We start from the raw sequence: 25501 nt of genomic DNA, 5'->3' as shown, positions 1-25501 counted from the left end.
GCGTTGAATTCCGAATTTCCAAATCCCATTCCCGATTGGCACGATCAAATTCCGATTCCGCTTGTGACAGTCCGCCTGGCCGATAAAAAACTGCTATTTCTCAATCGCTCGGCCCGGGAGCTTTTCGGGGGCGCGGCCGAATCCGGAAGCGATGCGTCGGTGCTGTTCGACGACCCGAAAACGCTGCGGCAATTGCTTGAATCGGTGGATTTCAACCGCAGGATGAGCCGCTCGGAAGCCTTTCTCAGGAACGGCTCGCATTCGCGCCATCGGTATGCGATCGAGGCCAGCGCGGCCGAGATGGGCGGCGAGCGCATCGCCGTGTTGTCCCTGATCGACACGGCCGCATGCGATCCTGGCCCAAAAGAGGCCGAGTTCCGCGCCAACGTCGCTTTGTGGCGCGGGGTATTCGATCAGGCCGCCGTCGGGATCGCCCTGCTGGACAAGGATTTACGGTTCATCGAAGCGAATCGGCGCTGGCTGGACATGTTCGGATACAGCGCCAAGGAAATGAGTGCGTTGTCTCCGAACGACCTCACCCCCGCGGAAGAGCGCTTCGAATCGTGCGAACGGTTCGGCGCGCTTTTGGGCAGCGAAGCCGATCAATACCGGGGCGAACGGCGTCTGGTTCGCAAGGACGGCAGCCTGTTCTGGGGCGACTTGTCGGTCAGCCTGTTGCGGGACGAGAAAGATGCCGCGTCCGTCATTTTGACTTTCCTGATCGATATCACCGACCGCAAGCTGACCGAGGACAAATTGCAGGCCAGCAACGAGCGGCTCGCGGCGCAACTGGCCGAAAACCGGATATTGCAGGAAAAACTGAGAGATTTGGCCGTGCGCGATCCGCTGACGGGGCTGTTCAACCGGCGCTACATGGAAGAAACCCTGGGGCGCGAATTGTCCCGCTCGGCCCGGGAAGATCGGCCCCTCAGCCTGGTGATGATCGACATCGATCATTTCAAGCAGCTCAACGATACTTACGGCCATCCGGCGGGCGATCTGATGCTGAAGGCATTGGCCGCGCTGCTGCTGCGTCATCTGCGCAACGAGGACATCGTCTGCCGTTTCGGTGGCGAGGAATTCGTGGCGATTCTGCCCGGCGCTCCGCTGATGACGGCGGCGCAGCGCGCCGAATCCTGGCGTTTGGCGCTGCAAGAATTGTGCATCGATTATGAAGGCCAGACATTGACCTGCACGCTCTCGATGGGGATCGCGGAATATCCTCGCCACGGCGCGACCGGCGAGGATCTTCTGTTTCAGGCCGACAGCGCGATGTACATGGCCAAGCGCGCGGGAGGCAATCGGGTGATGGTCTGGGGCTGATTTCTGCCCGGCGCGACTTTTGCTTATATTTTTCGGCTCCGTGTGTTGATTCCGAAGTTTCATGAAGCACTCCCTATATCGCTCGGATATTTCTTCCCGTTCCACGAATGACCTACAGTCGCGGCTGACGGCCGGCGCCAGCGCAGCCGAGCGCGACAGAATCGCCGATGCCCTGGGCCTTGCCGTCACCGCGCGGGATCGGGACCCGGCGGCGAGGCCGCGCGGCATCGACGTTGCGGACATTCTCCACGGGATCAGGGCCGACGCGCTTACGCTGCAAGTCGCGCTGCTGAGCGATCCGTATTTGCGCGACACGCTCAAGGAAGCCGACATCAAGGCCCGATTCGGGGATACCGTCGCCGATTTGGTGCAAAAGGTCCATTGGCTCAACACCTTCGGCGACTACCGCCCGACCGAAATCAAAGAGCCCGTCCAGGCGGAACTCTTGCGCCGCATGCTCCTGTCGGTGGTCAACGACGTGCGCGCGGTGCTGGTCAAGCTCGCCTACCGTTTGCAGCGGTTACGGCTGCTCAAGCATCAGGATGACGACTTGCGCGAGAAGATCGCCATGGAAACCCTGGACGTATTCGCGCCGCTGGCGAACCGGCTGGGCCTGGGCCAGCTCAAGTGGGAGCTGGAGGATCTCGCCTTCCGCTATCTCAATCCCGACAAATACCGCGATCTCGCCAGCCGGCTGGCGATCAACCGCGCCAGCCGGGAAGCTTTCGTCGACCGGTTCATCGACATGCTGCGGCAGGAATTGGATTCGAACCATATCCGAGCCAAGGTTTACGGCCGTCCCAAGCACATTTACAGCATCTATCGGAAGACGGAGCGCAAGCAACTGGACCTGGAGGAGCTGTACGATCTGCATGCCGTGCGCGTCATCGTCGACGACGTCGCCGCCTGCTACGCGGTGCTGGGCCTGGTGCACGGCCGCTGGCTGCACGTTCCCAAGGAGTTCGACGACTACATCGCCAATCCCAAGGAAAACGGCTATCAGTCGCTGCACACCGTGGTGATCGGGCCCGAAGGCCGGCCGGTCGAAGTCCAGATTCGCACCCAGGCCATGCACGATTTCGCCGAGTACGGCGTGGCCGCCCACTGGCGCTACAAGGAAGGCGGCAAACAGGATGCGGCTCTGGACCGCAGCATCAACGCCCTGCGGCGCCTGTTGGAAAACCGGGACGACGATCAGGCGATGCTGGAGGATTTCCGCGCCGAACTGTTCGAGGATCAGATTTTCGTGCTGACGCCGAAAGGACAGGTCGTGCGGCTGAGCAAAGGGGCGACGCCGCTGGATTTCGCCTATCACATCCACACCGAGGTGGGGCACCGTTGCCGCGGGGCGAAGGTGAACGGCCGTATCGTGCCCTTGACCTATTCGCTCCGGTCGGGCGAAAAGGTGGAGATTCTCACCACCAAGCACGGCGGCCCGAGCCTCGGGTGGCTCGATCCCCATTTGGGTTACATCAAGACGGGCCATGCGCGCAGCAAGATTCGCCAATGGTTCAAGCAGCAGGATCACGAGAAGCATCTTCGCGCCGGGAAATCCATTCTGGACCGGGAACGGCAGAAGCTGGGCCTCAGGGACGCGGATCCGGACGAGCTGGCGCGGCATTTTCATCTGCCGCGCGGTGACGATCTGCTGCTGGCCGTCGGCCGCGCCGACATTGCGCCGGCCCAGTTGGCCAATGCACTGAAGCTTCCCGAATGGCAGCCGAAGGCTCCGCCGGCTCCTCCGGCGAAAAAGCCCTTGCCGGCGCCGGCGGGCAAGGCGTCGGAAGAGGTAACCATCCAGGGCGTCCGCAACCTGCTGACCTATTTCGCCCATTGCTGCGAGCCCAAGCCGGGCGACAGCATCATCGGTTATGTCACCGTGGGCAAGGGCGTCGCCATCCATCGCCAGGATTGCGACAACATCATTCAACTGCCGCCTCACAAGCAAAGCCGTTTGATCGACGTGGCCTGGGGCGTCGAGCCGGAAGCGTTTCCGGTGGAGTTCGAAGTCAAGGCGCTGGACCGAAAGGGACTACTCAAGGACATCACCCACATCCTGGCGCACGAGCATATCAACATCGTGCGCACCCACTGCGAAACCAACGGGGACGATCAATCCGTGGTCATGCGGATCACGGCGGAGGTCGCCGATCCGGGACAGCTCAGTTCGGTGCTGGACAAGATCGGCCAGGTACACAACGTATTCAGCGCGAAGCGCCGGCAGCACGGGTAAAGGGTCGTGATTTCTTTCGGCGTTTTTCGCTTTTGCAAGCGAACGCTGCATCAGATCGGAAAATGCTCCATCCGACCTCATCGGACGCCGCGGCTTCAAACTCGAAACAGATCCTTGCGCCTGCGCGTCTCCGCAAACACGTCCACTGGATCGGCGCTCATCATTCCCAAGTTGCTCCGAATTTCCTCGCTTTCGGGGCGCAGGAACGGATTGGTCGCCAATTCCTCCTTCAGCGTCGAAGGCACGGTGGGTTTGTTCTGCCGGCGCAGTTCCCCGACTTGTGCCATTCGCTCTTTCAGCGCCGTATTCTCAGGCTCGACCGTCAAAGCGAATCGGCCGTTCGACTGGGTGTATTCGTGAGCGCAATAAACCCGGGTCCCGGGAGGCAAGACGCGCAACTTTTCAAGCGATCGCCACATCTCTTCCGGCGTGCCTTCGAACAGCCGTCCGCAGCCCAGGGCGAACAGCGTATCGCCGCAAAATAGCGCCTCGGCGTCGGGGAGCCAGAATGCGATGTGCGCCCGCGTGTGCCCCGGAACGTCGAGGACGCGAACCTCGGAACGCCCCAGCTTGAAGGTCGCCGTCTCGCCCACGGCGATATCGATGCCCGGAATGCGCTCCCGATCCCGCTCCGAACCGACGATCCGGCAACCCGTCCGCCGCTTCAGCCCCAGATTGCCGCCGACATGGTCCCCATGATGATGGGTGTTCAGGACATGAGTCAGCTCCCATCCGTTTGCGGCGAGCGCCTGCAGAACCGGATCGGCCTCGGCCGGATCGACCGCCGCCGTCTCGCCGGTCTGTCGATCATGGAGCAGATAAGCGTAATTGTCGTCGAGTACGGGGATTTGAAGGATTTCCAGCATGGCGTTTCCTTATCTGCCGCCCGACAGATACCGAGCGATGTCCTCTTTCGAAAACCCGATCTTCCGCGCCACCCGGTCGGCATGGCTGACCCGCGAAACGCCTTCGACCACCCGGTAGGTCGGCTGCTCGTTCTTGAACTCGACCTGTCGCGCCAGCCCGATGCCCTTTTGCTGAAAGGCATCGACCAGTTCGTGGTTGTGGGTGATCAAAATCGTGTTGCTGCCTTTCTGATAGAACCCGTCCAGGATGTTCATGGAAATCTCGATCTTTTCCTCGTGGGTCGTGCCTTCCGAGAGCTCGTCCATGATCACCAGGCTTTTCGGCGTCGTCGCCAGGAAAATGTCCTTGGTGCGCTTGAGTTCGGTGCCGAAGCGCCCTTCCCCGTCGGCCAGATGGCTGATCTCGGGAACCTGGTAGAAGATGCGGTCGGCGACGGTCAGTTCCGCTTCCCGGGCCGGCGCGTAACAGCCGATCTGCGCAAGCAACTGGCTCTGCGCCAGGGTTTTGCAGAACGCCGTCTTGCCGCCGCTGTTCGGCCCGGTGATGAAGGTGAGCCGCGTATCCTTCAGGGCGATGTCGTTGGGCACGTAGTCGGGGTTGTCCTTGCTCAGCACCGGATTCCGCACCCCCTGGAGCACCAGTGCATGGCGCTCGGCTTCGACGATCTTGGGCAAGACCACGGGGTGGCGGAAGGATTCCTTGAGACGGATGAAGCTCAACAGTTCGTCCAGCTTGCCCAGCGAATCCAGCGCGTTTTGCACGTCCTCGGAGCGCTTGAAGATGTCGCGCAGCGGATAGATGCAGCCGTCGCGGTCGAAGCCGCCGACGATGGGGATATAAACGAAGCTGATGGGCAGCAGGAACAGCCAGAATACCGGCGCGATCGACATCGCCATATCGAGCAGCAGCGGCACGAATTCGAGGGCCAGCACCAGGAGCACGGCCGCGATCGTCAGGCCAACCGGCTTGAACAGCGAAGGCCGAAAGCGGATCGCCGGCATATACCACGGCTTCTCCGCCTTGGTCCGGACGTCTTTCTCGGTTCGGTATACCGGTCCTTTCATCAGCGCATAGGCGCGCGAATCGGCGAAATTCCGCAAGTCGTCGATCAATATCCCTAAATACTCGCTGTTGGGTTTCGGCAGCCGGTTTGCCGCTTCCACCATATCGAGCATGAACCGCGTACCTTTTTTGTAGGTCTCATAGCCGTAGCCCTCGATTTCCAGCTTGTGCGCCGGCGAACTCATCAGCCCCATGAAGGTGCCGAACAACAAGCCGTAAAAATCATCTTCCAGCGATTTTGCCTGTGCGATCAGGGCTTCCAATGACTCCCGGAGAGTCTTGTCGGATTCGATCTCGCGAACCGCATCCTGCTTGGCCCGGGCGAAATCCGCCGATGCCGGCGGCTGCGCCAGCGACCGGTAGAGGGTCGCCTGGCCGGCGATCGTAGCGGCGTGATTGACGCTGTCGAACAGCTTGTCGACTTCGATCGCCTGGAACGTCGAAGCATCGATGACGCCTTCCGCGGTCGCGCCCGGCGCGGCGGAACGCACGACCGGCGGTTCCCTGGAATCGGATCGGAGAAGAGTCTGATATAAGGAATTCATAGTGCTGAGGACCTTGCAATGGTGGTTCGGCGCCCTAACCTACACCTTAGAGGCAAGGGCTTCAACCGGAGCGGGCCTGGGCGAAATGGCCCGATAGCGTTCATCTTCGACCGAATATCCTGAGGTATCGCGAGCGGCGCCAAGATCGACTCGACCACCGATTCAGCATAAAATTCGACCCATTTTTCAAGAAAATCCGTCCGCCGTTCGGCGGAACAAAAAATTTCATCAACCCACGCGATCTCGACACTCATGACCGACCACTCCGTTCGCTCCGATGCGGGCCGCAGCGCCGCATCCGCTTTGACCCTGGGCCTATCCGGCTTCAGTTATGCCGATTTGTACGAACCCGAACGGCTCAAGGACTTGTCGGACGTCTTCGACGCAACAGTCCGAAGCCACGATCCGGCGCTGTTCGCCGAATTCGAGCGGTATCGCGCCTGCCGGGGAGAAGGCATGGCGCCCGATCGGGTTTCGGATGTATTGGTCAAGATGGCGCCGTATGTCGGCACTTTCGTGGCGCGACTCTTCGGCGTGTCGTCCGAACGGGACGCGGAAATGCAGACGATCCGCGAGGAATTCGACAGCATTTTCGCGTACCGCAACGAGATCGTCGGCAAGGTGGCGGGACTGTTCAAGAACCAGCCGGCGGAAAGCTGGGATATCGGCGATATCCGCGCGCGCTTCGACGCTCTGCTCCGGGTTGCCGAGCCGGCGCTGATCGAAACCGACCGGGAAAAGGCCGTTGCCGCCCTGGGCGCGCGCTTGCACCGCTGGCATCAGGATGTGTCGGCAAGCAAAGCCGGCATCGCCGAATTGCGCCGCGCGCTCGCCACCGATCCCGATGCCGAGGCGCGCTTCGCGCATCTATTGGGCGAAAGCGACGAAGGTTTGGTCGAGGCGCTGCTGGATCTGATCCGGCGCTGGACTTACGCCGCCCAACGGATTCCCGAACTCAAAGCCCAGGTCCGGGACTGGGCCAGTTTCAAATTCCCGGCCAAAACCGACTTCAACCACCTGGTCCATCACGAAACCCGCCCGGCGAACGGCTACGCCGTATGGGCGGCTCCCGAGGAGCACCACCGGCGGCGCGAAGGGTTCGGCCTCACCGACCCGCGTTTTCCCGAACGCCGTGTATTGTACGAGGTCGACCACTGCATCTACTGCCACGACCGGGATACCGACTCGTGCTCCAAGGGCATGCGCAACAAGAAGGACGGCACCTACAAGGCCAACCCGCTGGGCGTGACCATCACCGGCTGCCCGCTGGAGGAAAAGATTTCCGAGATGCACGTCGTCAAGCGGCAAGGCGACAATATCGGCGCGCTGGCGCTGATCACCATCGACAACCCGCTCTGCCCCGGCACCGGCCATCGCATCTGCAACGACTGCATGAAGGGCTGCATCTATCAGAAAACCGAGCCGGTCAACATTCCGCAGATCGAGACCAACGTCCTCACCGACGTGCTGTTCATGCCCTGGGGTTTCGAGATTTACAGCCTTTTGACCCGCTGGAATCCGCTCAACGTCAAGCGGCCGTACGCGCTTCCCTACAACGGCAAAAACGTGCTGGTGGCCGGCATGGGCCCCGCCGGTTACACGCTGGCCCACTATTTGATCAACGAGGGTTTCGGCGTCGCCGGCATCGACGGCCTCAAGATCGAACCTCTGCCCAAGGACATCGTCGGCGACGAGACCCGTCCGCCCCGCCCCATCCACGATTTCCGCGAGTTGTACGAGGATCTCGACAAGCGCATCATGCTGGGTTTCGGCGGCGTGGCCGAATACGGCATCACGGTGCGCTGGGACAAGAATTTCCTGAAAGTCATTTATCTGAACCTGTTGCGGCGGCACACCTTCCGCTGCTACGGCGGCGTCCGCTTCGGCGGCACCCTCACGATCAACGAGGCCTGGGATCTGGGCTTCGATCACATCGCCATCGCTTCCGGCGCCGGCAAACCCACCCTCATCGACATCAAGAACAATCTGATCCGCGGCATCCGCAAAGCGTCGGACTTCCTGATGGCGCTGCAATTGACCGGCGCCGCCAAGGATTCGTCGCTGGCCAACCTGCAAGTGCGGCTTCCGGCCGGCGTGATCGGCGGCGGCTTGACCGCCATCGACACCGCCACCGAGCTTCTGGCCTACTATCCGGTACAGGTCGAAAAAATCCTGCACCGCTACGAAAAGCTGTGCGCCGCCTTGGGCGAAGAAGCCGTGCGCGCCCGCTACGACGAGGAAGAGTTACTGATCCTCGACGAGTTTCTGACCCATGCCGAGGCGGTGCAAGCGGAACGCCGAAGAGCGCAGGCCGCCGGAGAAAAACCCGACTTCCTGCCGCTGCTGAATGCCTGGGGCGGGGTCACGCTGTTCTACCGCAAGGGCATCGAGGACTCGCCCGCCTACCGGCAGAATCACGAGGAAATCAAGGAAGCGATGGACGAAGGCATTCTGCTGGCCGAGGGCATGAACCCGCTCGAGGCGCTGGAGGACAAATACGGACATCTCCGCGTGGTGCGCTTCGAGAAGCTCGAGGAACAAGACGGCCAGTGGCAGAAAGCCGGCACTCTCGAAGTGCCGCTGCGCAGCCTGTTCATCGCCGCCGGCACCTCGCCCAACACCATCTACGAATCCGAGCATCCGGATACCTTCGAGATGGATCGGAAGTTCTATCAGCGCTACGAACCGAACTGGTTGAGCGAAATTCCGGAGCTGGAGCCGGTCAACGACACGGCCATCCCCAAAATCGGCAAACCGGCACCGTTCACCTCGTACCGCCGCCACGGAAAGTTCATCACGTTCTACGGCGACAACCATCCGGTTTATGCCGGCAACGTCGTGAAGGCCATGGCCAGCGCCAAGAACGGATATCCCTACATCGTCAAGCTGTACGAAAAGGAACTCGCCGGCCTCGACCCGAGCCAGCAGGCCCAGCGTCTTGCGAACTTGCGGGCATTCCAGCGCAAGCTCGACGACATGCTGCTGGCGCGGATCGTGGAAATCAATCGGGTCACACCGACCATCGTCGAAGTGATCGTCAGGGCTCCCCTGGCCGCGAAGCACTTCTGCCCGGGCCAGTTCTACCGCGTTCAGAATTTCGAAGCCCTCGCGCCCGTGGTGGACGACACCGTGCTGGTCGCCGAAGGTCTGGCGCTGACCGGCGCCTGGGTCGACAAGGAACAGGGGCTCATATCCCTGATCGCACTGGAGATGGGTTCGTCGTCCAGGCTCTGCGCCATGTGGAAACCGGGCGATCCGATCGTGGTGATGGGCGTCACCGGCGCCCCTACCGAGATTCACGCCGGGCAAACGGCGCTTCTCGCCGGCGGCGGCCTGGGCAATGCGGTGCTGTTCTCCATCGGCAAGGCATTGCGCGCAGCGGGCAGCCACGTCATCTATTTCGCCGGCTACCGCAAGCGCGAAGACGTGTTCAAGATTCGGGACATCGAAGCGGCGTCCGACGTGGTCGTGTGGTCGGTCGACAATCTCCCCGGCGCCGAGCCCATACCGCCGCTGCGTCCGCAGGACAAAACCTTCGTCGGCAACATCGTCGAAGCGATGCTGGCTTATGCCAAAGGCGAACTGGGCCCGACGCCGATCCACATGGACGACGTCGATCACATGGTCGTCATCGGCTCCGACCGCATGATGGCGGCGGTCAAAGCGGCCCGCTACGGCGCCCTCCAGCCGTATCTGAAACCCCATCACTCCGCCATCGGCTCCATCAACTCGCCGATGCAGTGCATGATGAAAGGCGTCTGCGCCCAATGCCTGTGCAAACACGTCGACCCGGACAGCGGCAAAGCGTATTTCGTGTACTCCTGCTACAACCAGGATCAAGACCTCGACCGGGTGGATTTCCCCAATCTGTACGCGCGCCTGCGCCAGAACTCGGTACAGGAAAAGCTGTCGACGATGTGGCTGGACTACCTGCTCACAAAAACCGGCGACCGGCGGACCGGCTAGAGCGTTTTCGATACGGACGCAGAGGCGACTTCGGTCGCCCCTGCGACATACGACGCACGCGTTCCGCATGGAATGCCGTTGACGCGAAATGAAGATGCTCTAGTTAAATTTTCGGCGACGAAAGCATGACAACATCGCGAAACTCTTTTACCATTGGCCTCCGTTGACGACATGGACGAGTGGCCACGGCCATTCCTCGAGCGGCGCCATCGCGGGAAACCCGCGGCTCGGAAGCGCTGCTTGCCGGTGACGTCGTATGTGTCAACGCCATCAGCAATCATGACATTTGTTTGGTTATTCCAGAGATAACCAGAGGAGAACGTAAGAGAATGAAAATGAATAAAATTGCAAAAGTATTGGGCGCTTTGCTGTTGACCGGCGCGTTCGGCGTGTCGGGTAGCGCCGTTGCCGCCGAAAATGCTGCAGGCGTTGCCGAGCACTTCGCGCTCACCATCAAAACCGTCAAGGAAGCTCAACAAGCAGCGCAAGCCGGCGATAAAGACGGCTGTTTGACCAACATCAAGGCGTCGGTCCAGCACTACAAGGAAATCACGGGCGACGCAGCCGGCAAGCCGTTGCAGGATGCCATGAAAAAGGTGAAACAAGCCAAGGGCGAATGCGAAAGCGGCAACACCGCCAAGGCCGCCGAAATTCTGACCGAAGTCGTTCCCGCCTTGGAAAGCATCCAGAAGAAATAAAAGGTTGCGAGGTGTCGCGCCCGGCGCGGCGCCTTACCGACCTTCGGTCCTCCGCCTGTCAACGCTTCAGTGCTCCAGGCGGAGCATCTTCGAAAAGCCTCGATTCGAATCCTCTCGCCGGTCAGCCGATGGCCTGTATCAAGGCATCCGCGAATTCACGAGTCCCGACTTCCCTCGCCCCGTCCATCTGCCGCGCAAAATCGTAAGTGACGATTTTACTGCCGACGACGGCGCCGTAGGCGACTTCCACCGCTTTCGCGGCTTCCCGCCATCCCAGGTATTCGAGGAGCATCGATCCGCTGAAGAGTAACGATCCGGGGTTGGCCTTGTTCAGGCCCGCATATTTGGGCGCAGAGCCGTGAGTCGCCTCGAACACCGCGATGAAATCGCCGATATTGCCTCCCGGCGCGATGCCTACACCACCCACTTCGGCGGCAACCGCATCCGAAAGATAGTCGCCGTTCAAATTGGGCGTGGCGACGACATCGAACTCTTCGGGACGAAGCAGCATCTGCTGAAACATGATATCGGCGATACGATCCTTGATGAGGATCTTGCCGTCCGGCTGTCTGCCGCCCTGAATACCGCTCGATTCCGCTTCGGTGATGGTTCGGTCGGCGAACTCCGTACGGGCGAGTTCGTAACCCCAGTTGCGAAACGCCCCTTCGGTATATTTCATGATATTGCCCTTGTGCACCAGGGTGACGCTCTTCCGCCCGTGCTCCAGGGCATAGCGGATGGCCTTGCGGATCAGGCGCTTGCTCCCGAATTCGCTCACCGGCTTGATCCCCAGGGCGCTGCCCGCCCGGAACTCCGCGCAGAGTTCTTCCTTCAGGAAACGTTCGAGTTTAAGGGCCTCCGGCGATCCCGCCGGATATTCGATGCCGGCGTAAACGTCCTCGGTGTTTTCGCGAAAGATCACCACGTCCACCGCTTCCGGACGACGCAGCGGGGACGGCACTCCCGGAAAATGGCGCACCGGGCGAACGCAAGCGTAAAGATCGAGGATTTGCCTAAGGGAAACATTGATGGACCGCATGCCCCCGCCCACCGGCGTCGTCAAAGGGCCCTTGATGGATACCACGAGTTCTTTGAGCGCATTCACCGTCTCGTCGGGAAAAGCGGTGCCGTAGAGCGCGCTCGCTTTTTCTCCGAGATAGAGTTCGCACCAATGGATTTTGCGCGATCCGCCGTAGGCTTTGGCGACCGCGGCATCCCAGACCCTGAGGGCGGCTCGCATGATGTCCGGACCGATGCCGTCGCCTTCGACATAGCCGACGATAGGTTGATCGGGAACATGAAGCCGGCCGTCCCGAACGCTGATCTTTTCGCCCCTGTCGGGGAGTCGAATGTGCTGGCAATCCATGACAGCCTCCACGAGAAAGCTTTGGGGAAGATTTCGCCGGCGTCCGGATCCGGGGCGGTCTAGAGCGGTTCGGCGGAGTATGGCAAGGTCGCGCCGTTTCTAAATCGAAAACACGCTGACGGCGGTCGGACGGACTCCGATCTTGAGCTTATCATGCCTGGGCAAAATAGCGTTGCAAAAATTCGTCGAAAGAGAGCGTGTCGGCGGCCTCTATCCGCCGCTGCTCTTCGAGCGACTCCTCCGCCTGGCGGCGGAAGAATTCCGTTCGCTCGGCCGATAGCGAGCGGTCGCGAAATCTCCTCGCGTGTTCGTTCGACAGCCGCAGCGCATACTCCTCGAACGATTCGCCATTGGCTCTCATTTCGGTCAGCATGCGGGCGGACGGCGTACGCTCCGGATCGGCCAACATGGCGGCTTGCTTTTCCAGGCTCCGGGTATAGGGTTTGAGCGGGTCCGCCGCATCGAGAATTTCCGCGATGCCGCGCATGGCGTCGAGTATTTCCGCGGCCCAATCCCGCAACGAAACCTCGCCGCCCTTGCGCCGAAGCTTGTATCCGGGCGTACGGCCGCAACAAGCAACCGCCATGCCGTTCCGGCTGATTTCCGCTTTCTCCGCGGCGTCGAGAGGAGGACTTTCCTGCAACAAGCAGAAAAGCAGAAAGGTTTCCAGGAAACGCAGTTGATCGAGATTCGCTCCCGGGGGATTGAAACAATCCAGGTCCAGCGACCTGAGTTCCAGATAGCGCACTCCGCGCCGCTTGAGGGCGAGAGTCGGCTTTTCGCCGGATTCGGCGATTTGTTTGGGACGAATGACGCTGTAATACTCGTTTTCGATTTGCAGAATGTTGCTGTTCAGTTGGCGGTAGTCTCCGTCCACCTTGACGCCGATCTTCTCGTAAAGCGGATAGGGCGTCGTTATGGCCTCGCCGAGACTCGCCACGTAATCATCGAGGTTATCGAAAGAAACCTCGAGCCGGGCCTGGCTGTCGTTCTTGTACCCGATATCGCTCATGCGCAACGAGGTCGCATAAGGGCGAAAAAGCGTTTGGGCGTCGAATTCCGAGAACCCGGACGCAAGTTGCTCGCGCCCGCTGAAAAACGATTTGCAGAATGCCGGGGAAGCGCCGAATAAATAGATCGTCATCCACCCGTAGCGATGGACGTTGCGGACCATGCCGAAGTAATTGCCGGCAATAAAGCCGGACAGCGATTCCGCCCCGCCTTCCAGCTCCCGCAAAACCGGCCACAAGGCTTCGTTGACGGAATAATTGAAATGAACGCCGGCGATGACCTGCATCATGCGTCCGTAGCGATAGGCGAGTCCGCGCCGGTAGATATGCTTCATCCGGCCGATGTTGGAGGTTCCGTATTCGGCGATGGGAATGCATGCGTCGCCGGTCACGCCGCGCGGCATGGAGGTTGCGAGCAAAATCTCGTCGCCCAGATTGCGGTACACGAAAGTGTGGACGTCTTCGAGAAATCGCAGCGCTTCCGCGGGATCGGCGCAGGGCGGCGTGATCAGCTCGATCAGCGCCTCGGAATAATCCGTGGTGATATAGGGGTGCGTCAGCGCCGATCCTGCGCCGACCGGATGAGGCGTATGCGCGATCGCCCCGTCGGACGCGAGCCGGAGGCTTTCCTTTTCCAGCCCTTTAAGGCCATTCCTCAGCAAATGTTGTTGGCCAGCATGAATAAGCTGGTTAAGCCGGTAGTCTATGCTTTGGCTCAAGCGCGATGGTCCTTGGTGTTGTTCTTGAAGGGCGGGATAACTCGCGTGATCGCAGAACGGCAGTCCGGATTCGACGGAAAATCACCCGAATCCGGCACCATTCTATCAGAGAAGGCGATTTAGCCTGTAGAGAGGACGGTCATCTCGACCGGATCTCACCAGCTGAAAAGCACCCATTGAGGAATCCGCATATCGTCTTCCAGATCGCTGCGCCGCACATCCAAATTACCGTCGCCGTCGGTATCCAATAGATAATAAGTCGGTCCGAGGCGCGGCTTGATCTTCACCATGTAAAGCCGATTGTTGATCCGATATTCTTCGACGATGTCTTTGCCCCGCCGGATAATCGTCACATCCGGCTCCAGGGGCTCGCCGCTCTCAACCTGCGGCGGAATGTCCGGCGGTTCGGGAACCGGCGCGGGCTCATCCCGCGCGTGAGCGGAGAGCGCGCCGAGCAAAAGCAATAGGGGAATAATCCGATACATGGTGAATCCTGCCGAAAGCACTGGGTTTCAAGGTTTGCCCATGATATTACATATGGAACCGGGAAGCCCGCTCCAAGGTTGTGCGCCTTACGGACGATCGAATCGCGGAAAGCCCGATGATCTCGGGATTTTCGAAACCGGATGAGCCGCAGTTCATGTTTCATGGAAGGATTCGGCCTACCGAATGTTCGCGATGAAAGCCATCGGCTCTCTTGCGCTCCGCATCGAGCCGGACTCGCGCGGATTTCGAGCAACCGCCCTTACCCTATAGTGACCGGCGCCAGCCTGTTAAATTCCCCGGAGCGGGCAACGATACCCCACATGGCCAGACGAAGTGATCATAGCCGCGACGAGATTCGCGAAATGGCTCTAAGAGCGACGGAAACCATCGTCGAGCGGGAAGGCCCAACGGGCCTCAGCACGCGCAAGATCGCGAACGAGATCGGCTACACCGCAGGCAGCCTCTATTTGATTTTCGAAAATCTGGAAGACCTGATCGTCCAGGTGAACGCCCGGACTTTGACCGAATTAGCCCTCGAACTCGATCGGGCTACGGTTCGAAAAAGCGATCCCAAGGCTGTTCTGGCGGAACTAGGCCTTGCCTATCTTCGTTTTGCCGCCTCGCACCCAGGGCGATGGAATCTAATTTTCGGGCGCGGGGCGCCTGCGGCAAACGCTTCGCCAGACTGGTACCGCGGTCGCGTTCTCGTTCTGTTCGATCGCGTTGAAAAAATACTCGCCGCGCTCGCTCCGACGCGGAAACCGGCGGATGTCGCGCTGGCCGCGCGCGCGCTTTGGGGAGGCGTGCACGGCGTCTGCACCTTGGCGCTCACCGACAAATTAGGCAACACCGGTCTTTCGGATGCCGAAAAACTCGCGGTTTCTCTGATCGAGAACTTTTTATCGGGCTGGATGCGGTCTTCTTAAACCTTGTCGCACCGGCGCGATTCGCCGATCTTGAACTTCGCCTCATGCGGCGAATCCTGTTTACCGGTAAACTGATCCATCTTTCCGAACAGCCCCGTAGTATCAGACGATGGACGACAATCAGCTTTTGCGTTACAGCCGACAGATCCTACTGCCTCAAATCGACGTCGAGGGCCAGGAAAAATTGTTGAACTCACGAGCCTTGATCGTCGGTCTCGGCGGGCTCGGCTCGCCTGCGGCCATGTATCTGGCCGCCGCCGGCGTCGGCCACCTGGCGCTGAACGACTACGATGTCGTGGAAATATCCAATCTTCAACGACAAATCGTGCACGACACGGAGAATATCGGGGAACCGAAGGCGACTTCGGCACGCAAGGCGCTCGAGCGATTGAATCCCGACGTGCGGATCAGCGAAATCGTGGCGCGACTGGAAGGCGCGAACCTGGAGCGCGAAGTCGCTCAGGCCGACGTCGTACTCGATTGCTCGGACAACTTCACGACTCGTTTTGCGGTCAACGCCGCTTGCGTAAAAACCCGAACCCCGCTGGTTTCCGGAGCGGTCATCCGTTTCGACGGACAACTCGCGGTATTCACGCCGGGCGGCGTGGACGACCCCTGCTACAACTGCCTGTACGCCGATCACGGCGAATTTGCGGAAAGCTGCGCGCAAAACGGCGTTCTGGCGCCTCTCCCCGGAATCATCGGCAGCTTGCAGGCTTTGGAGGCCATAAAGCTCCTGACCGGCATCGGCAATACCCTGCGGGGACGGCTGCTATTGCTCGATGCGCTAGGCCTGGAATGGAATCGGATGATCTTGAAAAGAAACCCGAAATGCCCGACTTGCGGCGTGCCGGCCTGAGCCGTCGGCTGCTTATTCCATCCCGATGACGGGAATATCTCCCGTTGCTTTCCAAAAATCGGATACGTATACTTTGATTCGAGCTTTTAAAGCCGTTTCCAATTAGAGCAATAAATCAGTTTTTGGAGGTAATCCGAAATGAGATGGGAAAAACCAAGCTACAAAGACCTGCGCTTCGGCTTCGAAGTCACGATGTACATCTACAACCGCTAATCAGCCGGTTGAATCCCTGAACGGGGCTCCATAGCAGAGCCCCGTTTTTCATTTCAGAGCTTGCCTGCAAAAGCTCTTTTACCGATTTAAAGATCGAAATGAAAGTTCGAGTGTTGGGCGCCGGCGCCGGCGGCGGATTCCCGCAATGGAACTGTAACTGCCATAATTGCTCCGGGCTCCGCCGAGGCGAAGTCAATGCCAGGTCGCGGACTCAATCGTCGATCGCCGTCAGCAGCGACGACGAGAATTGGGTGCTTTTCAATGCTTCGCCCGATATCCGCGCCCAACTGGAAGCCTTTCCGTCCGCCCACCCCAAGCACGGCATCCGTGACAGCGGCATCAAGGCCATCGTTCTGATCGACAGCCAGATCGATCACACGACGGGACTATTGATGCTGCGCGAATCCACCCGGCCGTTGGACATTTACTGCAGCGCGATGGTGAAACAGGATCTGTCGACCGGGTTCCCGGTGTTCAAAATGCTGGAGCACTACTGCGGCGTCAACCACCATGACATCCCCCTGGACGGCAGCGGTTTCACGATTCCCGGAATCGACGACCTGAAGTTCCGCACGCATTCACTGAAAAGCAAGGCGCCGCCTTATTCGCCCCATCGCCACGACCCTCACGAAGGCGACAATATCGGCGTCATCGTCGAGCAAATGTCTTCGGGCAAGAAACTTTACTACGCGCCGGGACTCGGAGAAATCGAACCTCACGTTTTTACGGCCATGCAGCAGGCCGATTGCCTGCTGGTCGACGGCACGTTCTGGCAAGAAGACGAAATGGGCCGCGCCGGAATCTGCGACAAACGTGCCCGCGATATGGGGCATCTGCCTCAATCGGGCCCGGACGGCATGATCGAAACCCTGCGCAATGCGCCCAAGGCACGGAAAATTTTGATTCATATCAACAACACCAATCCGATTTTGGACGAAGATTCGCCGGAGCGAAAAACGCTCGACGAGGCGGCCATCGAAGTTGCCTACGATGGCATGGAAATCGACTTGTGAGAAATGCCATGAGCGAACAGACACCTTGGAGCCGAGAGGAATTCGAAGCCAGACTGCGCGCGAAGGAAGCGTATTACCACATCAACCATCCCTACCATGTGCTGATGGCCGACGGCAAGCTCGGCAAGGAGCAAATTCAGGGCTGGGTAGCGAACCGCTTTTACTACCAAATCAAGATTCCGGTCAAAGACTCGGCGATCCTGGCGAATTGCCCCGACCGCGAAACCCGGCGCCAATGGATTCAGCGCATACACGACCATGACGGCTGGGGCGACGATGCGGGCGGCATCGAAGCTTGGACGCGACTCGGTATCGCCGTGGGCATTCCCTGCGACGAACTGTGGTCGCTGAAGCATGTGCTGCCGGGCGTGCGCTTCGCCGTGGACGCCTATGTCAATTTCGCCCGACAGGCCTCCTGGCAGGAAGCCGCCTGCTCGTCGCTGACCGAACTATTCGCGCCGACCATCCACAAGCAACGCTTGTCGGGCTGGCCCGATCTTTATCCGTGGATCGATCAGGAGGGCCTGGCCTATTTCCGGAAGCGGGTGACCCAGGCCGGCCGCGACGTGGAACATGGACTTGCCATCACCCTCGACTACTTCAAAACCCGCGAGCAGCAGGATCGCGCCCTGGAGATTCTCCAGTTCAAGCTGGACATTCTGTGGACCATGCTCGATGCGATGTATCTGGCTTACATCGAAAACAAACCGCCCTATTTCAACATCAAGGCTTAAATTCATGGCCTTAGACCCGCAAAACCTTTTTGCCCTCTCGCCCCTGCACCGGCTGCAATGGGAAGAGGCCCAGCAGCGTTATGTCATCCTTTATCCCGAGGGCCTGGTCGAGTTGAACACGCCTGCCGCCGAAATTCTCAAGCTTTGCGACGGGACGCGCGATTTGGACGGAATCGTTTCGGAGCTTGAGACGAAATTCGAAACCACGGGTCTAAGGGACGACATTTCCGAACTCCTGCAATCTGCCTTAGATAATGGTTGGATCAGACAAATCTCCCGTCAGTAGCCCGCGCTGGCTGCTGGCCGAACTGACGTATACCTGTCCGCTCCAGTGCCCGTATTGCTCCAATCCCATCGATTTCGCGAAACACAAGGACGAACTCGGTACCGACGATTGGCTGCGGGTGCTTTCCGAGGCCCGCGCGATGGGCGCAGTGCAACTCGGTCTGTCGGGCGGCGAACCGCTGGTGCGTCCGGACTTGCCGATTCTGGTCCGGCACGCCCGAGAGCTGGGTTATTACGTCAACCTGATTACCTCCGGTTATAACCTCGACGAAGCCAAAATCGCCGAACTGAAGGACGCCGGCCTGGATCATATTCAAGTCAGCATCCAGACGCCCGAAAAGACGCTGAACGACTATCTGGCCGGCACCGAATCCTTCGAGCACAAGAAGGAAGTCGCCCGACTGGTCAAGAAGCACGGCTATCCGATGGTGCTGTGTGTCGTGATTCACCGCCAGAATATCCATTTGATGCGCGAAATTCTCGACATGGCCGTCGAGTTGGAGGCCGATTATCTGGAATTGGCCAATACCCAGTATTATGGCTGGGCGCATCTCAATCGCGATCAGTTGCTGCCGACCCGCGAGCAGTTCCAGGAGGCCGAGGCCATCGCCCAGAACTACAAGGAAAAGCTCAAAGGGAAGATGAAGATTTATTACGTAGTGCCGGACTACTACGAAGATCGGCCGAAAGCCTGCATGAACGGCTGGGGCACCACGTTCCTGACCATCGCCCCGGACGGCCTTGCCCTGCCCTGCCACGAGGCCCGATCCCTGCCGGGGCTCGATTGCCCCAATGTGCGCGACATGAGCGTGCGCGACATCTGGCTCCATTCAGACGCCTTCAACAAATTCCGCGGATACGATTGGATGAAGGAGCCTTGTCGGTCTTGCCCGGAAAAGACCCGGGACTTCGGCGGCTGCCGCTGCCAGGCCTATCTTTTCACCGGCGACATGACCGCCGCCGACCCGGTGTGCAGCAAATCACCGCATCGGAATACGGTATTCGAAGCGATCACCGACGCGCGCTCGGCATTCGAAAGCGGCGAAGCGAAACCGCTGGTGTTTCGCAATGCCAAAAACTCCAAGGCTTTGAGCCGCTAGAGCGTTTTCAATCCGGATGGTAGGGGCGACTTCGGTCGCCTCCCCCACGACATACGACACCAGCGTTCCGCACGGAATGCCGTTAACGCGAGATGAAAATACTCTAATTCCGGGTGCCGCCGAAAGCCGCTCCCGATAACCTCCCGGAACCCTTCGACAATCCGGAACGAACGGCCTCTTGGGGCAGACTCTTGATCTCGGCAAAGTTCCGCACGCTTTCGAATCCGCCTGTACGGGCAAGCCGGAAACCTTACGGGTTTTCCGTCGCCAACTGGCGATGATATTCGGCCATTTTCCGGCTTTCTTGGGCAGCCATTTCAAAATCCCGGATCATGGCCTCGGCGCGCGCTTTCAAGTCCAGAATCCGCTTGCCGTACTTGTGAGGGTTCGCTTGATACTGAATCAGCATCTCGCGCTCTTCGTCCGCATCGGCCTGCATGGTTCGGGCAACTTCTTCATAATGTTTCGCAAGGAGTTCGTGCGCCTCTCGCGTATCCGCAGTTTGCACCGCGCGAGCCCAGTTCTGCGGCCGCGGAACGTCTCGCGCGGTGCAGCCGGACAAGACAAAAAGCGTCGCCGGAATAACGATGAGGGATGGGGTTATCCGCATGATCCATCTCGCTGCCGATCGGGACTTACCAAGAAAGGGCGAGCATTCGCATATCAAGGATTCGACAGCCCATAAAACGAATCCGTAACGGCATCGTCCGCGAATTTCTCGACGCCGCGTATTGTTTCGCATCTTTTTATTGGTTTTTCAATCCACTCCACGGCTCATACAAGCCCTCCGCCTCGATTCCGAACAATCCCAGGATACGGCCGACCGTCTCGTCGATGAGTTCCGCCAGCGTTTTTGCCGTGCCATAGAAGGCCGGCAACGGCGGAAAGATGATGCCGCCCATTTCCGTCACGGCCGCCATATTGCGGATATGCGCCAAATTCAAGGGCGTTTCCCGCGGCACCACCACCAACCGGCGGCGCTCTTTGAGCGTCACATCGGCCGCGCGGGAGATCAGGTTGTCGGAAAACCCGTGCGCCACGGAAGCCAGTGTTTTCATCGAGCACGGGGCAATGATCATGCCGTGGGTCATGAACGCGCCGCTGGCGATGCTGGCCCCGATATCGTTGACATCGTGCGCCACGTCGGCAAACGCGCACACCTCGCTTCGCTTCATGCCCAGTTCGTGCCGGATATTGAGTACGCCCGCCGAGGAAACGACCAGATGGGTCTCCCAGCCGCCGATCCCGCGCAGCACCTGAAGCAAACGCAGCCCGTAGACGGCGCCGGTCGCGCCGGTCATGGCGATGATCAGTCGCCTGCTTCCGCTCATGAATCGAACCGCCCGGCCATCTCGTCCGCCGCCGCAACCAGAGCGTCGGTCATGTCCTCGCCGGCGGCGATATGTCCGGCATTCGGCAAAATGCGCAATTCGGAATTCGACAGACGTTTGTGCAAACTGAAGGAAGACTCCGCGGGACAAACCAGATCGCGACGGCCGTGAATCAGAATCGCCGGCAAATGCCGGATTCCGTCACAACCTTCCAGGACGGCATTCTCCGGGATGAAATACCGGTTCACGGCATAATGAAGCTCGATCCGGGCCTGATTGACCACTTCCAACGACACATGCTCGTCCAACCCGGACGAGTCGAACTCGTCGCCCAGAACGACCTGGCCGCTCCACAACGCCCAACTCCTTGCCGCGCGCCGCCGAGCCAGTTCATCGTCGCCGCTCAGACACGCATACAAATAAGACAGCGGATCATGTCGTTCGGACTCCGGAACGCTCTGCATGAATTGCTCCCATCGCTCCGGGTAAATACGGTTCGCGCCCGCGCCGACGAACCATTCGAGATCGCGCTGCCGGGCCAGAAACGTTGCCCTCAGCACCAATCCCGCGGCGGCGGCCGGATGGCGTTGCGCATACAAGAGCGCCAGAGTCGCGCCCCAGGACCCGCCGAAGAGCAGCCAGCGATCGATTCGAAGTGCGTGCCGGATATATTCCAGATCGCCGATCAAATCGGCCGTGGTATTGCCGAGAAGCCCGCCGCAAGGAATCGATCGCCCTGCGCCGCGCTGATCGATGAGAATAATGCGGTACTTTTCGGGATCGAAAAAGGAGCGATGATAAGCCCTGCAACCGGAGCCGGGGCCGCCGTGCAAAAACATGACGGATATTCCGGAGGGATTCCCGCATTCTTCCACATAGATCTGATGCCGATCCCGATTAAACCGATGGATCGCGTAGGGCTCGATGCCGGGATAAAGGGTTTTCATTCAAAACGGTATTAAAGGGTCTGTCTGTAGTTCTATTTAGACCGGGGGATCGAGATATGTACCGCGCCGTTGATGACGCCCCTGAAGAGCAATAAAAAAAGGGGGATTTGCATCCCCCTTTCCACGGTTTGCGGCGATTTTAGAAGCCGAAACCGAGATAAGCGCCGGCGGTCAGGCCGTCGGTGTCTACGCCCTTGAGTGCGCCGCTTTTGCTGCTGGATTTCAGGTCGTCGCCGGTGAAGTGGTAACGGAAATCGAGACCCGCCCACAAATCGCCCCAGATCCGATATTCCGCACCCGTGCCGATCATCAGGCCCGGATTCAATACCGTGATGCCGCTGGACGGCGGGCTGATGATGTGGAGGCCGAGACCGAACGGAATGATCCACGGCCGGAAGTTGCCCATATTGTTGAACTTGATTTTCGGCGCGGCCGTCAGAGTGAGCTGGGTGATCTTGTTCTTGATTTCATCGCCGGTAACCACGTTAACCAAGGTATTGGTACCGGTGCCGAAATTCTTGTATTCGAACATGACCTCGCCGTCGACCGAGACCATATCGGTCAGGCCCCAGAAATCGTCGCTCAGGCGATGGTCGAAACCGGCGCCGACATACCAACCGTCGTTATCATTAGACTCAGTATTATTCAGCAACGTCTCCCGGAGCGATGGGTTTCCACCTTTGTAACCGCGGCCATGCTCCATCTTGGCATAACCGCCGCGGAAGAACAGCAGGTCGTGATGCTCTTTCTCGTGCGCTTCCGCTTCGGCAAGCTGCTTATCGACCTTCTGCTGCTGCGCATCCATCCTTTCGGCGCTAGCCTTGGAGTCGGAGCGCGCCTTGGCCAGTTCCGCGCGCAACGCCCGCATCTCGTCTTCCATCATCTGGAGACGTCTTTCGATATCGGCCTGGGCAGACGATCCTCCCTTCAAGGTGTACTTCTCGGCCAAGGCCTGTTGCGGCGCCAGGCCGGCAACCGCGACAGCCGCGGTCACCACGGCCGCCATACCAGTCGTTTTTTTAAAAATCATCGTTCCTTCCCCCTCATCAAGTTTAAACTAAACCCGTTGTATGCCAGCAACAAAAAGTTGCAAGTCGGCGCGATCCTAACAAAAAAATGTCCATGCAACAATTAGTCTATTTCATTATTTTTGCCAATTGCGCCGATTTGTGCTGTTGCTTTTTTCCGGGCTAGCGGAAACACGCATCCTTGCGGTTATAATGGCGAGTTCGGCTGCAACAGACAGTTCGTAGGGCCCGCCATTCAGGCTACCGCTGAGCGATTCGGCAAAAAATACGAGGACTATTGCCTATTAAGGAAGCTCTGAACAAGTTGATTCCGTTCATGGATCGACAAACTCGTCACGAACGGCATCGATACGTTACCGTTCGTCCCGAGCCTGTCGAAGGACTTGATCAGAGTTCCTTGAGATCAGACCGGCGCCTAGCCCTTTCTTGCTTCTTGCCCGCGGCCAACCCATTCAAAGGGAATTCAAGATATTGCCTGCTTCAATCAGGATGTGGCGGACATTCGCTCTAACACAATATTTACTGGTTTAAAAATACTAGAGACACGACATGGCCGTAAAAAATCGATTACACCGTAGCGAGCTGGCCGTTCCCGGCAGCAACAAGCGAATGTTGGAAAAAGCGCCCGATTCCGGCGCCGACGTGGTCTTTCTCGATTTGGAAGATGCCGTCGCTCCGGACGATAAAGAGCAGGCACGGACCAACATCATCGAAGCGCTGAATACCTACGACTGGTCGAAATGCGCCGTTTCCATCCGCATCAACGGGCTCGACACCCATTACGCCTATCGCGATCTGGTGGAAGTGGTCGAGGCTTGCGGCGATAAACTCGACACCATCCTGATCCCCAAAGTCGGCAGCGCCGCCGACGTGTATTTCGTCGCCACCATGCTGTCCCAGATCGAGGCTTATAAAGGTTTCAAGCCGATCAACATTCACGTCCTGATCGAAACCGCCTTGGGCATGGCAAACGTGGAAGAAATCGCGAAGAGCTGCCCCGAGCGCATGGAGGCCATGGTGTTCGGCGTGGCCGACTATGCCGCCTCGGTGCGCGCCCGCACCACGCAGATCGGCGGCGCCAACCCCGAGTACGGCATGTTGACCGATCCCGACGAAAACGGCCAGCGCTATTTCCATTGGGGCGATCAGTGGCATTTCGGCATTTCCCGCATGGTGGCCGCCTGCCGGGCCTACGGGCTGCGCCCGATCGACGGCCCGTTCGGCGATTTCGGCGATCCCGAAGGCTATCGGGTTGCCGCGCGCCGCGCCGCCGCCTTGGGCTGCGAGGGCAAATGGGCCATTCATCCGTCCCAAGTCGCCCTGGCGAACGAAGTCTTCACCCCTACCGAAAAGGAAGTGGGGCGCGCCCGGCGGATTCTGGCGGAAATGGAAAAAGCGGCTAAGGAAGGCAAGGGCGCCGTATCTCTGGACGGCCGCCTGATCGACGCCGCGTCCATCCGCATGGCCGAAAATGTCGTGAGACAGGTCGAACAAATCGAGGCCCGAAAATCATAAGGAATTTCCCCAGGTCGGGTTGGCGAAGCGCGGCCCGACGTTCCCATTGTCGGGCTCCCGCCGCATGGCCTGGCCCGATCTACATTGAAGAGAGGAAAGCAAGCAGTGAACATCCATGAATATCAAGCGAAGGAACTGCTGAAATCATACGGCGTGCCGGTTCCGGTCGGCGGCGTCGCCTATTCCGACCACCAGGCGGCCCAGGTGGCCGAGGAAATCGGCGGCAGCAAGTGGATCGTCAAAGCGCAGATTCACGCCGGCGGACGCGGCAAGGCGGGCGGCGTAAAAGTCGCCGAGTCCATCGACGAGGTGCAGAAAACCGCCGACGCCATGATCGGCACCCACCTGATCACTCACCAAACCGGCCCCGAAGGTTCCATCGTCCAGCGCGTCTGGATCGAACAGGCCAGCGACATCCGAAAGGAACTCTATCTGGGTTTCGTGATCGACCGCGGCGCGCAGCGCATCATCATCATCGCCTCCGGCGAAGGCGGCATGGATATCGAGGAGGTCGCCAAGGAGACGCCCGAAAAAATCGTCAGGGAAGTCATCGACCCGGCCATCGGACTTCTGGACTTTCAGTGCCGCAAGGTGGCCACCGCCATCGGGCTCAAGGGCAAGCTGATGCCGCAGGCGGTCAAGCTGATAAAGGCCGTCTACCGCTGCATGCGCGACAAGGACGCCCTGCAGGCCGAAATCAACCCACTGGCCGTCGTCGGGAACGGCGCCGACAAACTGATGGTGTTGGACGCCAAATTCAGCTTCGACGACAACGCTCTCTATCGCCAGAAAGCCATTACCGAAATGCGCGACCTGGTCGAGGAAGATCCGAAAGAAGTCGAAGCCTCCGGCCACGGCCTCAACTACATCGCGCTCGACGGCAACATCGGCTGCATCGTCAACGGCGCCGGCCTCGCCATGGCCTCCCTGGACGCCATTACCCTGCACGGCGGACGCCCGGCCAACTTCCTCGACGTCGGCGGCGGCGCCTCTCCCGAAAAAGTCACCAACGCCTGCCGCATCGTGCTGGAAGATCCCAACGTCAAGTGCATCCTGGTCAACATTTTCGCCGGCATCAACCGCTGCGACTGGATCGCCAAGGGCTTGATCCAGGCCTGCAACAGCCTGCAAATCAAGGTTCCGCTGATCGTGCGACTGGCCGGCACCAACGTCGAAGAAGGCCGCAAGATTTTGGCGGAGTCGGGCCTCTCCTTCATTACCGCCGAAAATCTGGACGACGCCGCCGCCAAAGCGGTCGCAACGGTAAAAGGGTAA

Annotated in this window: 22 protein-coding genes; 13 read left to right on the top strand and 9 right to left on the bottom strand. The window is 59.5% G+C overall.

The window, feature by feature from the left end; all coding sequences use genetic code 11:
- The first annotated feature begins 3 nt into the window (after positions 1-3).
- Positions 4-1323 (top strand): sensor domain-containing diguanylate cyclase, encoded by a 1320-nt coding sequence (locus ACWJKU_RS03510; protein ID WP_454145813.1) that lies wholly within the window; start codon positions 4-6, stop codon positions 1321-1323.
- A gap of 61 nt (positions 1324-1384) precedes the next feature.
- The gene (locus ACWJKU_RS03505; protein WP_454145811.1) at positions 1385-3556 is read left to right on the top strand and encodes a RelA/SpoT family protein; all 2172 of its coding nucleotides are present in this window, start codon (positions 1385-1387) and stop codon (positions 3554-3556) included.
- A gap of 95 nt (positions 3557-3651) precedes the next feature.
- Here the strand turns inward: ACWJKU_RS03505 and gloB are convergent, their stop codons facing one another.
- Both gloB and ACWJKU_RS03495 read right to left on the bottom strand, forming a co-directional pair.
- Positions 3652-4422, bottom strand: a complete 771-nt coding sequence (gloB, locus tag ACWJKU_RS03500; RefSeq protein ID WP_454145809.1) for a hydroxyacylglutathione hydrolase — start codon at positions 4420-4422, stop codon at positions 3652-3654.
- 9 nt (positions 4423-4431) lie between these two features.
- On the bottom strand, positions 4432-6030 hold the full coding sequence (locus tag ACWJKU_RS03495) for a MutS-related protein (RefSeq protein WP_454145807.1): 1599 nt from the start codon (positions 6028-6030) through the stop codon (positions 4432-4434).
- A gap of 252 nt (positions 6031-6282) precedes the next feature.
- On the opposite strand from ACWJKU_RS03495, the gene ACWJKU_RS03490 reads away from it, so the two are divergent.
- The gene (locus tag ACWJKU_RS03490) at positions 6283-9996 is read left to right on the top strand and encodes an FAD-dependent oxidoreductase (protein ID WP_454145805.1); all 3714 of its coding nucleotides are present in this window, start codon (positions 6283-6285) and stop codon (positions 9994-9996) included.
- A gap of 179 nt (positions 9997-10175) precedes the next feature.
- Positions 10176-10694, top strand: coding sequence for a hypothetical protein (locus ACWJKU_RS03485; protein ID WP_454145803.1), 519 nt, complete (start codon positions 10176-10178; stop codon positions 10692-10694).
- Between the two features lie 121 nt (positions 10695-10815).
- On the opposite strand, the gene icd is transcribed toward ACWJKU_RS03485, so the two are convergent.
- The 3 genes from icd to ACWJKU_RS03470 form a co-directional block, all read right to left on the bottom strand.
- Positions 10816-12060, bottom strand: a complete 1245-nt coding sequence (gene icd, locus ACWJKU_RS03480; protein ID WP_454145801.1) for an isocitrate dehydrogenase (NADP(+)) — start codon at positions 12058-12060, stop codon at positions 10816-10818.
- 151 nt (positions 12061-12211) lie between these two features.
- Positions 12212-13789 carry a glutamate--cysteine ligase gene (gshA, locus tag ACWJKU_RS03475; protein WP_454145799.1) on the bottom strand — a complete coding sequence of 526 codons (1578 nt, stop codon included), beginning with the start codon at positions 13787-13789 and terminating at the stop codon, positions 12212-12214.
- Between the two features lie 155 nt (positions 13790-13944).
- On the bottom strand, positions 13945-14274 hold the full coding sequence (locus ACWJKU_RS03470; RefSeq protein ID WP_454145797.1) for a DUF2782 domain-containing protein: 330 nt from the start codon (positions 14272-14274) through the stop codon (positions 13945-13947).
- A 321-nt stretch (positions 14275-14595) separates the two neighbouring features.
- Between ACWJKU_RS03470 and ACWJKU_RS03465 the strand changes: the two genes are divergently transcribed.
- The 7 genes from ACWJKU_RS03465 (at position 14596) to pqqE (ending at position 19405) form a co-directional block, all read left to right on the top strand.
- Entirely contained in the window at positions 14596-15201 is a 606-nt protein-coding gene (locus ACWJKU_RS03465; protein WP_454145795.1) for a TetR/AcrR family transcriptional regulator, read from the top strand.
- A gap of 109 nt (positions 15202-15310) precedes the next feature.
- The gene (locus ACWJKU_RS03460) at positions 15311-16060 is read left to right on the top strand and encodes a HesA/MoeB/ThiF family protein (protein ID WP_454145793.1); all 750 of its coding nucleotides are present in this window, start codon (positions 15311-15313) and stop codon (positions 16058-16060) included.
- A 138-nt stretch (positions 16061-16198) separates the two neighbouring features.
- Positions 16199-16273 (top strand): pyrroloquinoline quinone precursor peptide PqqA, encoded by a 75-nt coding sequence (pqqA, locus tag ACWJKU_RS03455; protein ID WP_077731218.1) that lies wholly within the window; start codon positions 16199-16201, stop codon positions 16271-16273.
- A gap of 98 nt (positions 16274-16371) precedes the next feature.
- Positions 16372-17286, top strand: coding sequence for a pyrroloquinoline quinone biosynthesis protein PqqB (pqqB, locus tag ACWJKU_RS03450; protein ID WP_454145791.1), 915 nt, complete (start codon positions 16372-16374; stop codon positions 17284-17286).
- An 8-nt stretch (positions 17287-17294) separates the two neighbouring features.
- A complete protein-coding gene (pqqC, locus tag ACWJKU_RS03445; RefSeq protein ID WP_454145789.1) occupies positions 17295-18020 on the top strand; it encodes a pyrroloquinoline-quinone synthase PqqC in 726 nt (241 codons plus the stop codon).
- 4 nt (positions 18021-18024) lie between these two features.
- Positions 18025-18306: a pyrroloquinoline quinone biosynthesis peptide chaperone PqqD gene (pqqD, locus tag ACWJKU_RS03440; RefSeq protein WP_454145787.1), complete on the top strand. Its 282-nt coding sequence runs from the start codon at positions 18025-18027 to the stop codon at positions 18304-18306.
- Entirely contained in the window at positions 18275-19405 is a 1131-nt protein-coding gene (gene pqqE, locus ACWJKU_RS03435; RefSeq protein WP_454145785.1) for a pyrroloquinoline quinone biosynthesis protein PqqE, read from the top strand. The genes pqqD and pqqE overlap by 32 nt, the downstream gene beginning before the upstream one ends.
- Before the next feature lie 250 nt (positions 19406-19655).
- On the opposite strand, the gene ACWJKU_RS03430 is transcribed toward pqqE, so the two are convergent.
- The 4 genes from ACWJKU_RS03430 to ACWJKU_RS03415 all read right to left on the bottom strand — a co-directional run bounded on the left by ACWJKU_RS03430 (position 19656) and on the right by ACWJKU_RS03415 (position 22713).
- Positions 19656-20015, bottom strand: coding sequence for a hypothetical protein (locus tag ACWJKU_RS03430; protein ID WP_454145783.1), 360 nt, complete (start codon positions 20013-20015; stop codon positions 19656-19658).
- Positions 20016-20151: 136 nt separating this feature from the next.
- The gene (locus tag ACWJKU_RS03425) at positions 20152-20736 is read right to left on the bottom strand and encodes a UbiX family flavin prenyltransferase (protein WP_454145781.1); all 585 of its coding nucleotides are present in this window, start codon (positions 20734-20736) and stop codon (positions 20152-20154) included.
- On the bottom strand, positions 20733-21683 hold the full coding sequence (gene pip, locus ACWJKU_RS03420) for a prolyl aminopeptidase (protein WP_454145779.1): 951 nt from the start codon (positions 21681-21683) through the stop codon (positions 20733-20735). Before pip ends, ACWJKU_RS03425 begins: the two co-directional genes overlap by 4 nt.
- Positions 21684-21822: 139 nt before the next feature.
- On the bottom strand, positions 21823-22713 hold the full coding sequence (locus tag ACWJKU_RS03415) for a hypothetical protein (RefSeq protein WP_454145777.1): 891 nt from the start codon (positions 22711-22713) through the stop codon (positions 21823-21825).
- A 547-nt stretch (positions 22714-23260) separates the two neighbouring features.
- On the opposite strand from ACWJKU_RS03415, the gene ACWJKU_RS03410 reads away from it, so the two are divergent.
- Positions 23261-24226 (top strand): HpcH/HpaI aldolase/citrate lyase family protein, encoded by a 966-nt coding sequence (locus tag ACWJKU_RS03410; RefSeq protein WP_454145775.1) that lies wholly within the window; start codon positions 23261-23263, stop codon positions 24224-24226.
- Positions 24227-24331: 105 nt separating this feature from the next.
- Complete coding sequence (gene sucC / locus ACWJKU_RS03405) at positions 24332-25501, top strand: ADP-forming succinate--CoA ligase subunit beta (protein ID WP_454145773.1); 1170 nt, start codon at positions 24332-24334, stop codon at positions 25499-25501.

The sequence above is a fragment of the Methylocaldum sp. MU1018 genome (assembly GCF_053646775.1).
Note: the sequence above shows the minus strand (reverse complement) of the source record. Positions and strands in the feature narration are given on the sequence as shown.

Bases quoted from the DNA above. Each gene is read 5' to 3' on its own strand.
- icd (WP_454145801.1), bottom strand. From the start codon at position 12,060: ATGGATTGCCAGCACATTCGACTCCCCGACAGGGGCGAAAAGATCAGC.
- ACWJKU_RS03460 (WP_454145793.1), top strand. From the start codon at position 15,311: ATGGACGACAATCAGCTTTTGCGTTACAGCCGACAGATCCTACTGCCT.
- ACWJKU_RS03465 (WP_454145795.1), top strand. From the start codon at position 14,596: ATGGCCAGACGAAGTGATCATAGCCGCGACGAGATTCGCGAAATGGCT.
- ACWJKU_RS03415 (WP_454145777.1), bottom strand. From the start codon at position 22,713: ATGATTTTTAAAAAAACGACTGGTATGGCGGCCGTGGTGACCGCGGCT.
- ACWJKU_RS03470 (WP_454145797.1), bottom strand. From the start codon at position 14,274: ATGTATCGGATTATTCCCCTATTGCTTTTGCTCGGCGCGCTCTCCGCT.
- pqqC (WP_454145789.1), top strand. From the start codon at position 17,295: ATGAGCGAACAGACACCTTGGAGCCGAGAGGAATTCGAAGCCAGACTG.
- ACWJKU_RS03505 (WP_454145811.1), top strand. From the start codon at position 1,385: ATGAAGCACTCCCTATATCGCTCGGATATTTCTTCCCGTTCCACGAAT.
- pqqE (WP_454145785.1), top strand. From the start codon at position 18,275: ATGGTTGGATCAGACAAATCTCCCGTCAGTAGCCCGCGCTGGCTGCTG.
- pip (WP_454145779.1), bottom strand. From the start codon at position 21,683: ATGAAAACCCTTTATCCCGGCATCGAGCCCTACGCGATCCATCGGTTT.
- ACWJKU_RS03410 (WP_454145775.1), top strand. From the start codon at position 23,261: ATGGCCGTAAAAAATCGATTACACCGTAGCGAGCTGGCCGTTCCCGGC.
- ACWJKU_RS03430 (WP_454145783.1), bottom strand. From the start codon at position 20,015: ATGCGGATAACCCCATCCCTCATCGTTATTCCGGCGACGCTTTTTGTC.
- ACWJKU_RS03495 (WP_454145807.1), bottom strand. From the start codon at position 6,030: ATGAATTCCTTATATCAGACTCTTCTCCGATCCGATTCCAGGGAACCG.
- gloB (WP_454145809.1), bottom strand. From the start codon at position 4,422: ATGCTGGAAATCCTTCAAATCCCCGTACTCGACGACAATTACGCTTAT.
- ACWJKU_RS03425 (WP_454145781.1), bottom strand. From the start codon at position 20,736: ATGAGCGGAAGCAGGCGACTGATCATCGCCATGACCGGCGCGACCGGC.
- pqqD (WP_454145787.1), top strand. From the start codon at position 18,025: ATGGCCTTAGACCCGCAAAACCTTTTTGCCCTCTCGCCCCTGCACCGG.
- ACWJKU_RS03490 (WP_454145805.1), top strand. From the start codon at position 6,283: ATGACCGACCACTCCGTTCGCTCCGATGCGGGCCGCAGCGCCGCATCC.
- pqqB (WP_454145791.1), top strand. From the start codon at position 16,372: ATGAAAGTTCGAGTGTTGGGCGCCGGCGCCGGCGGCGGATTCCCGCAA.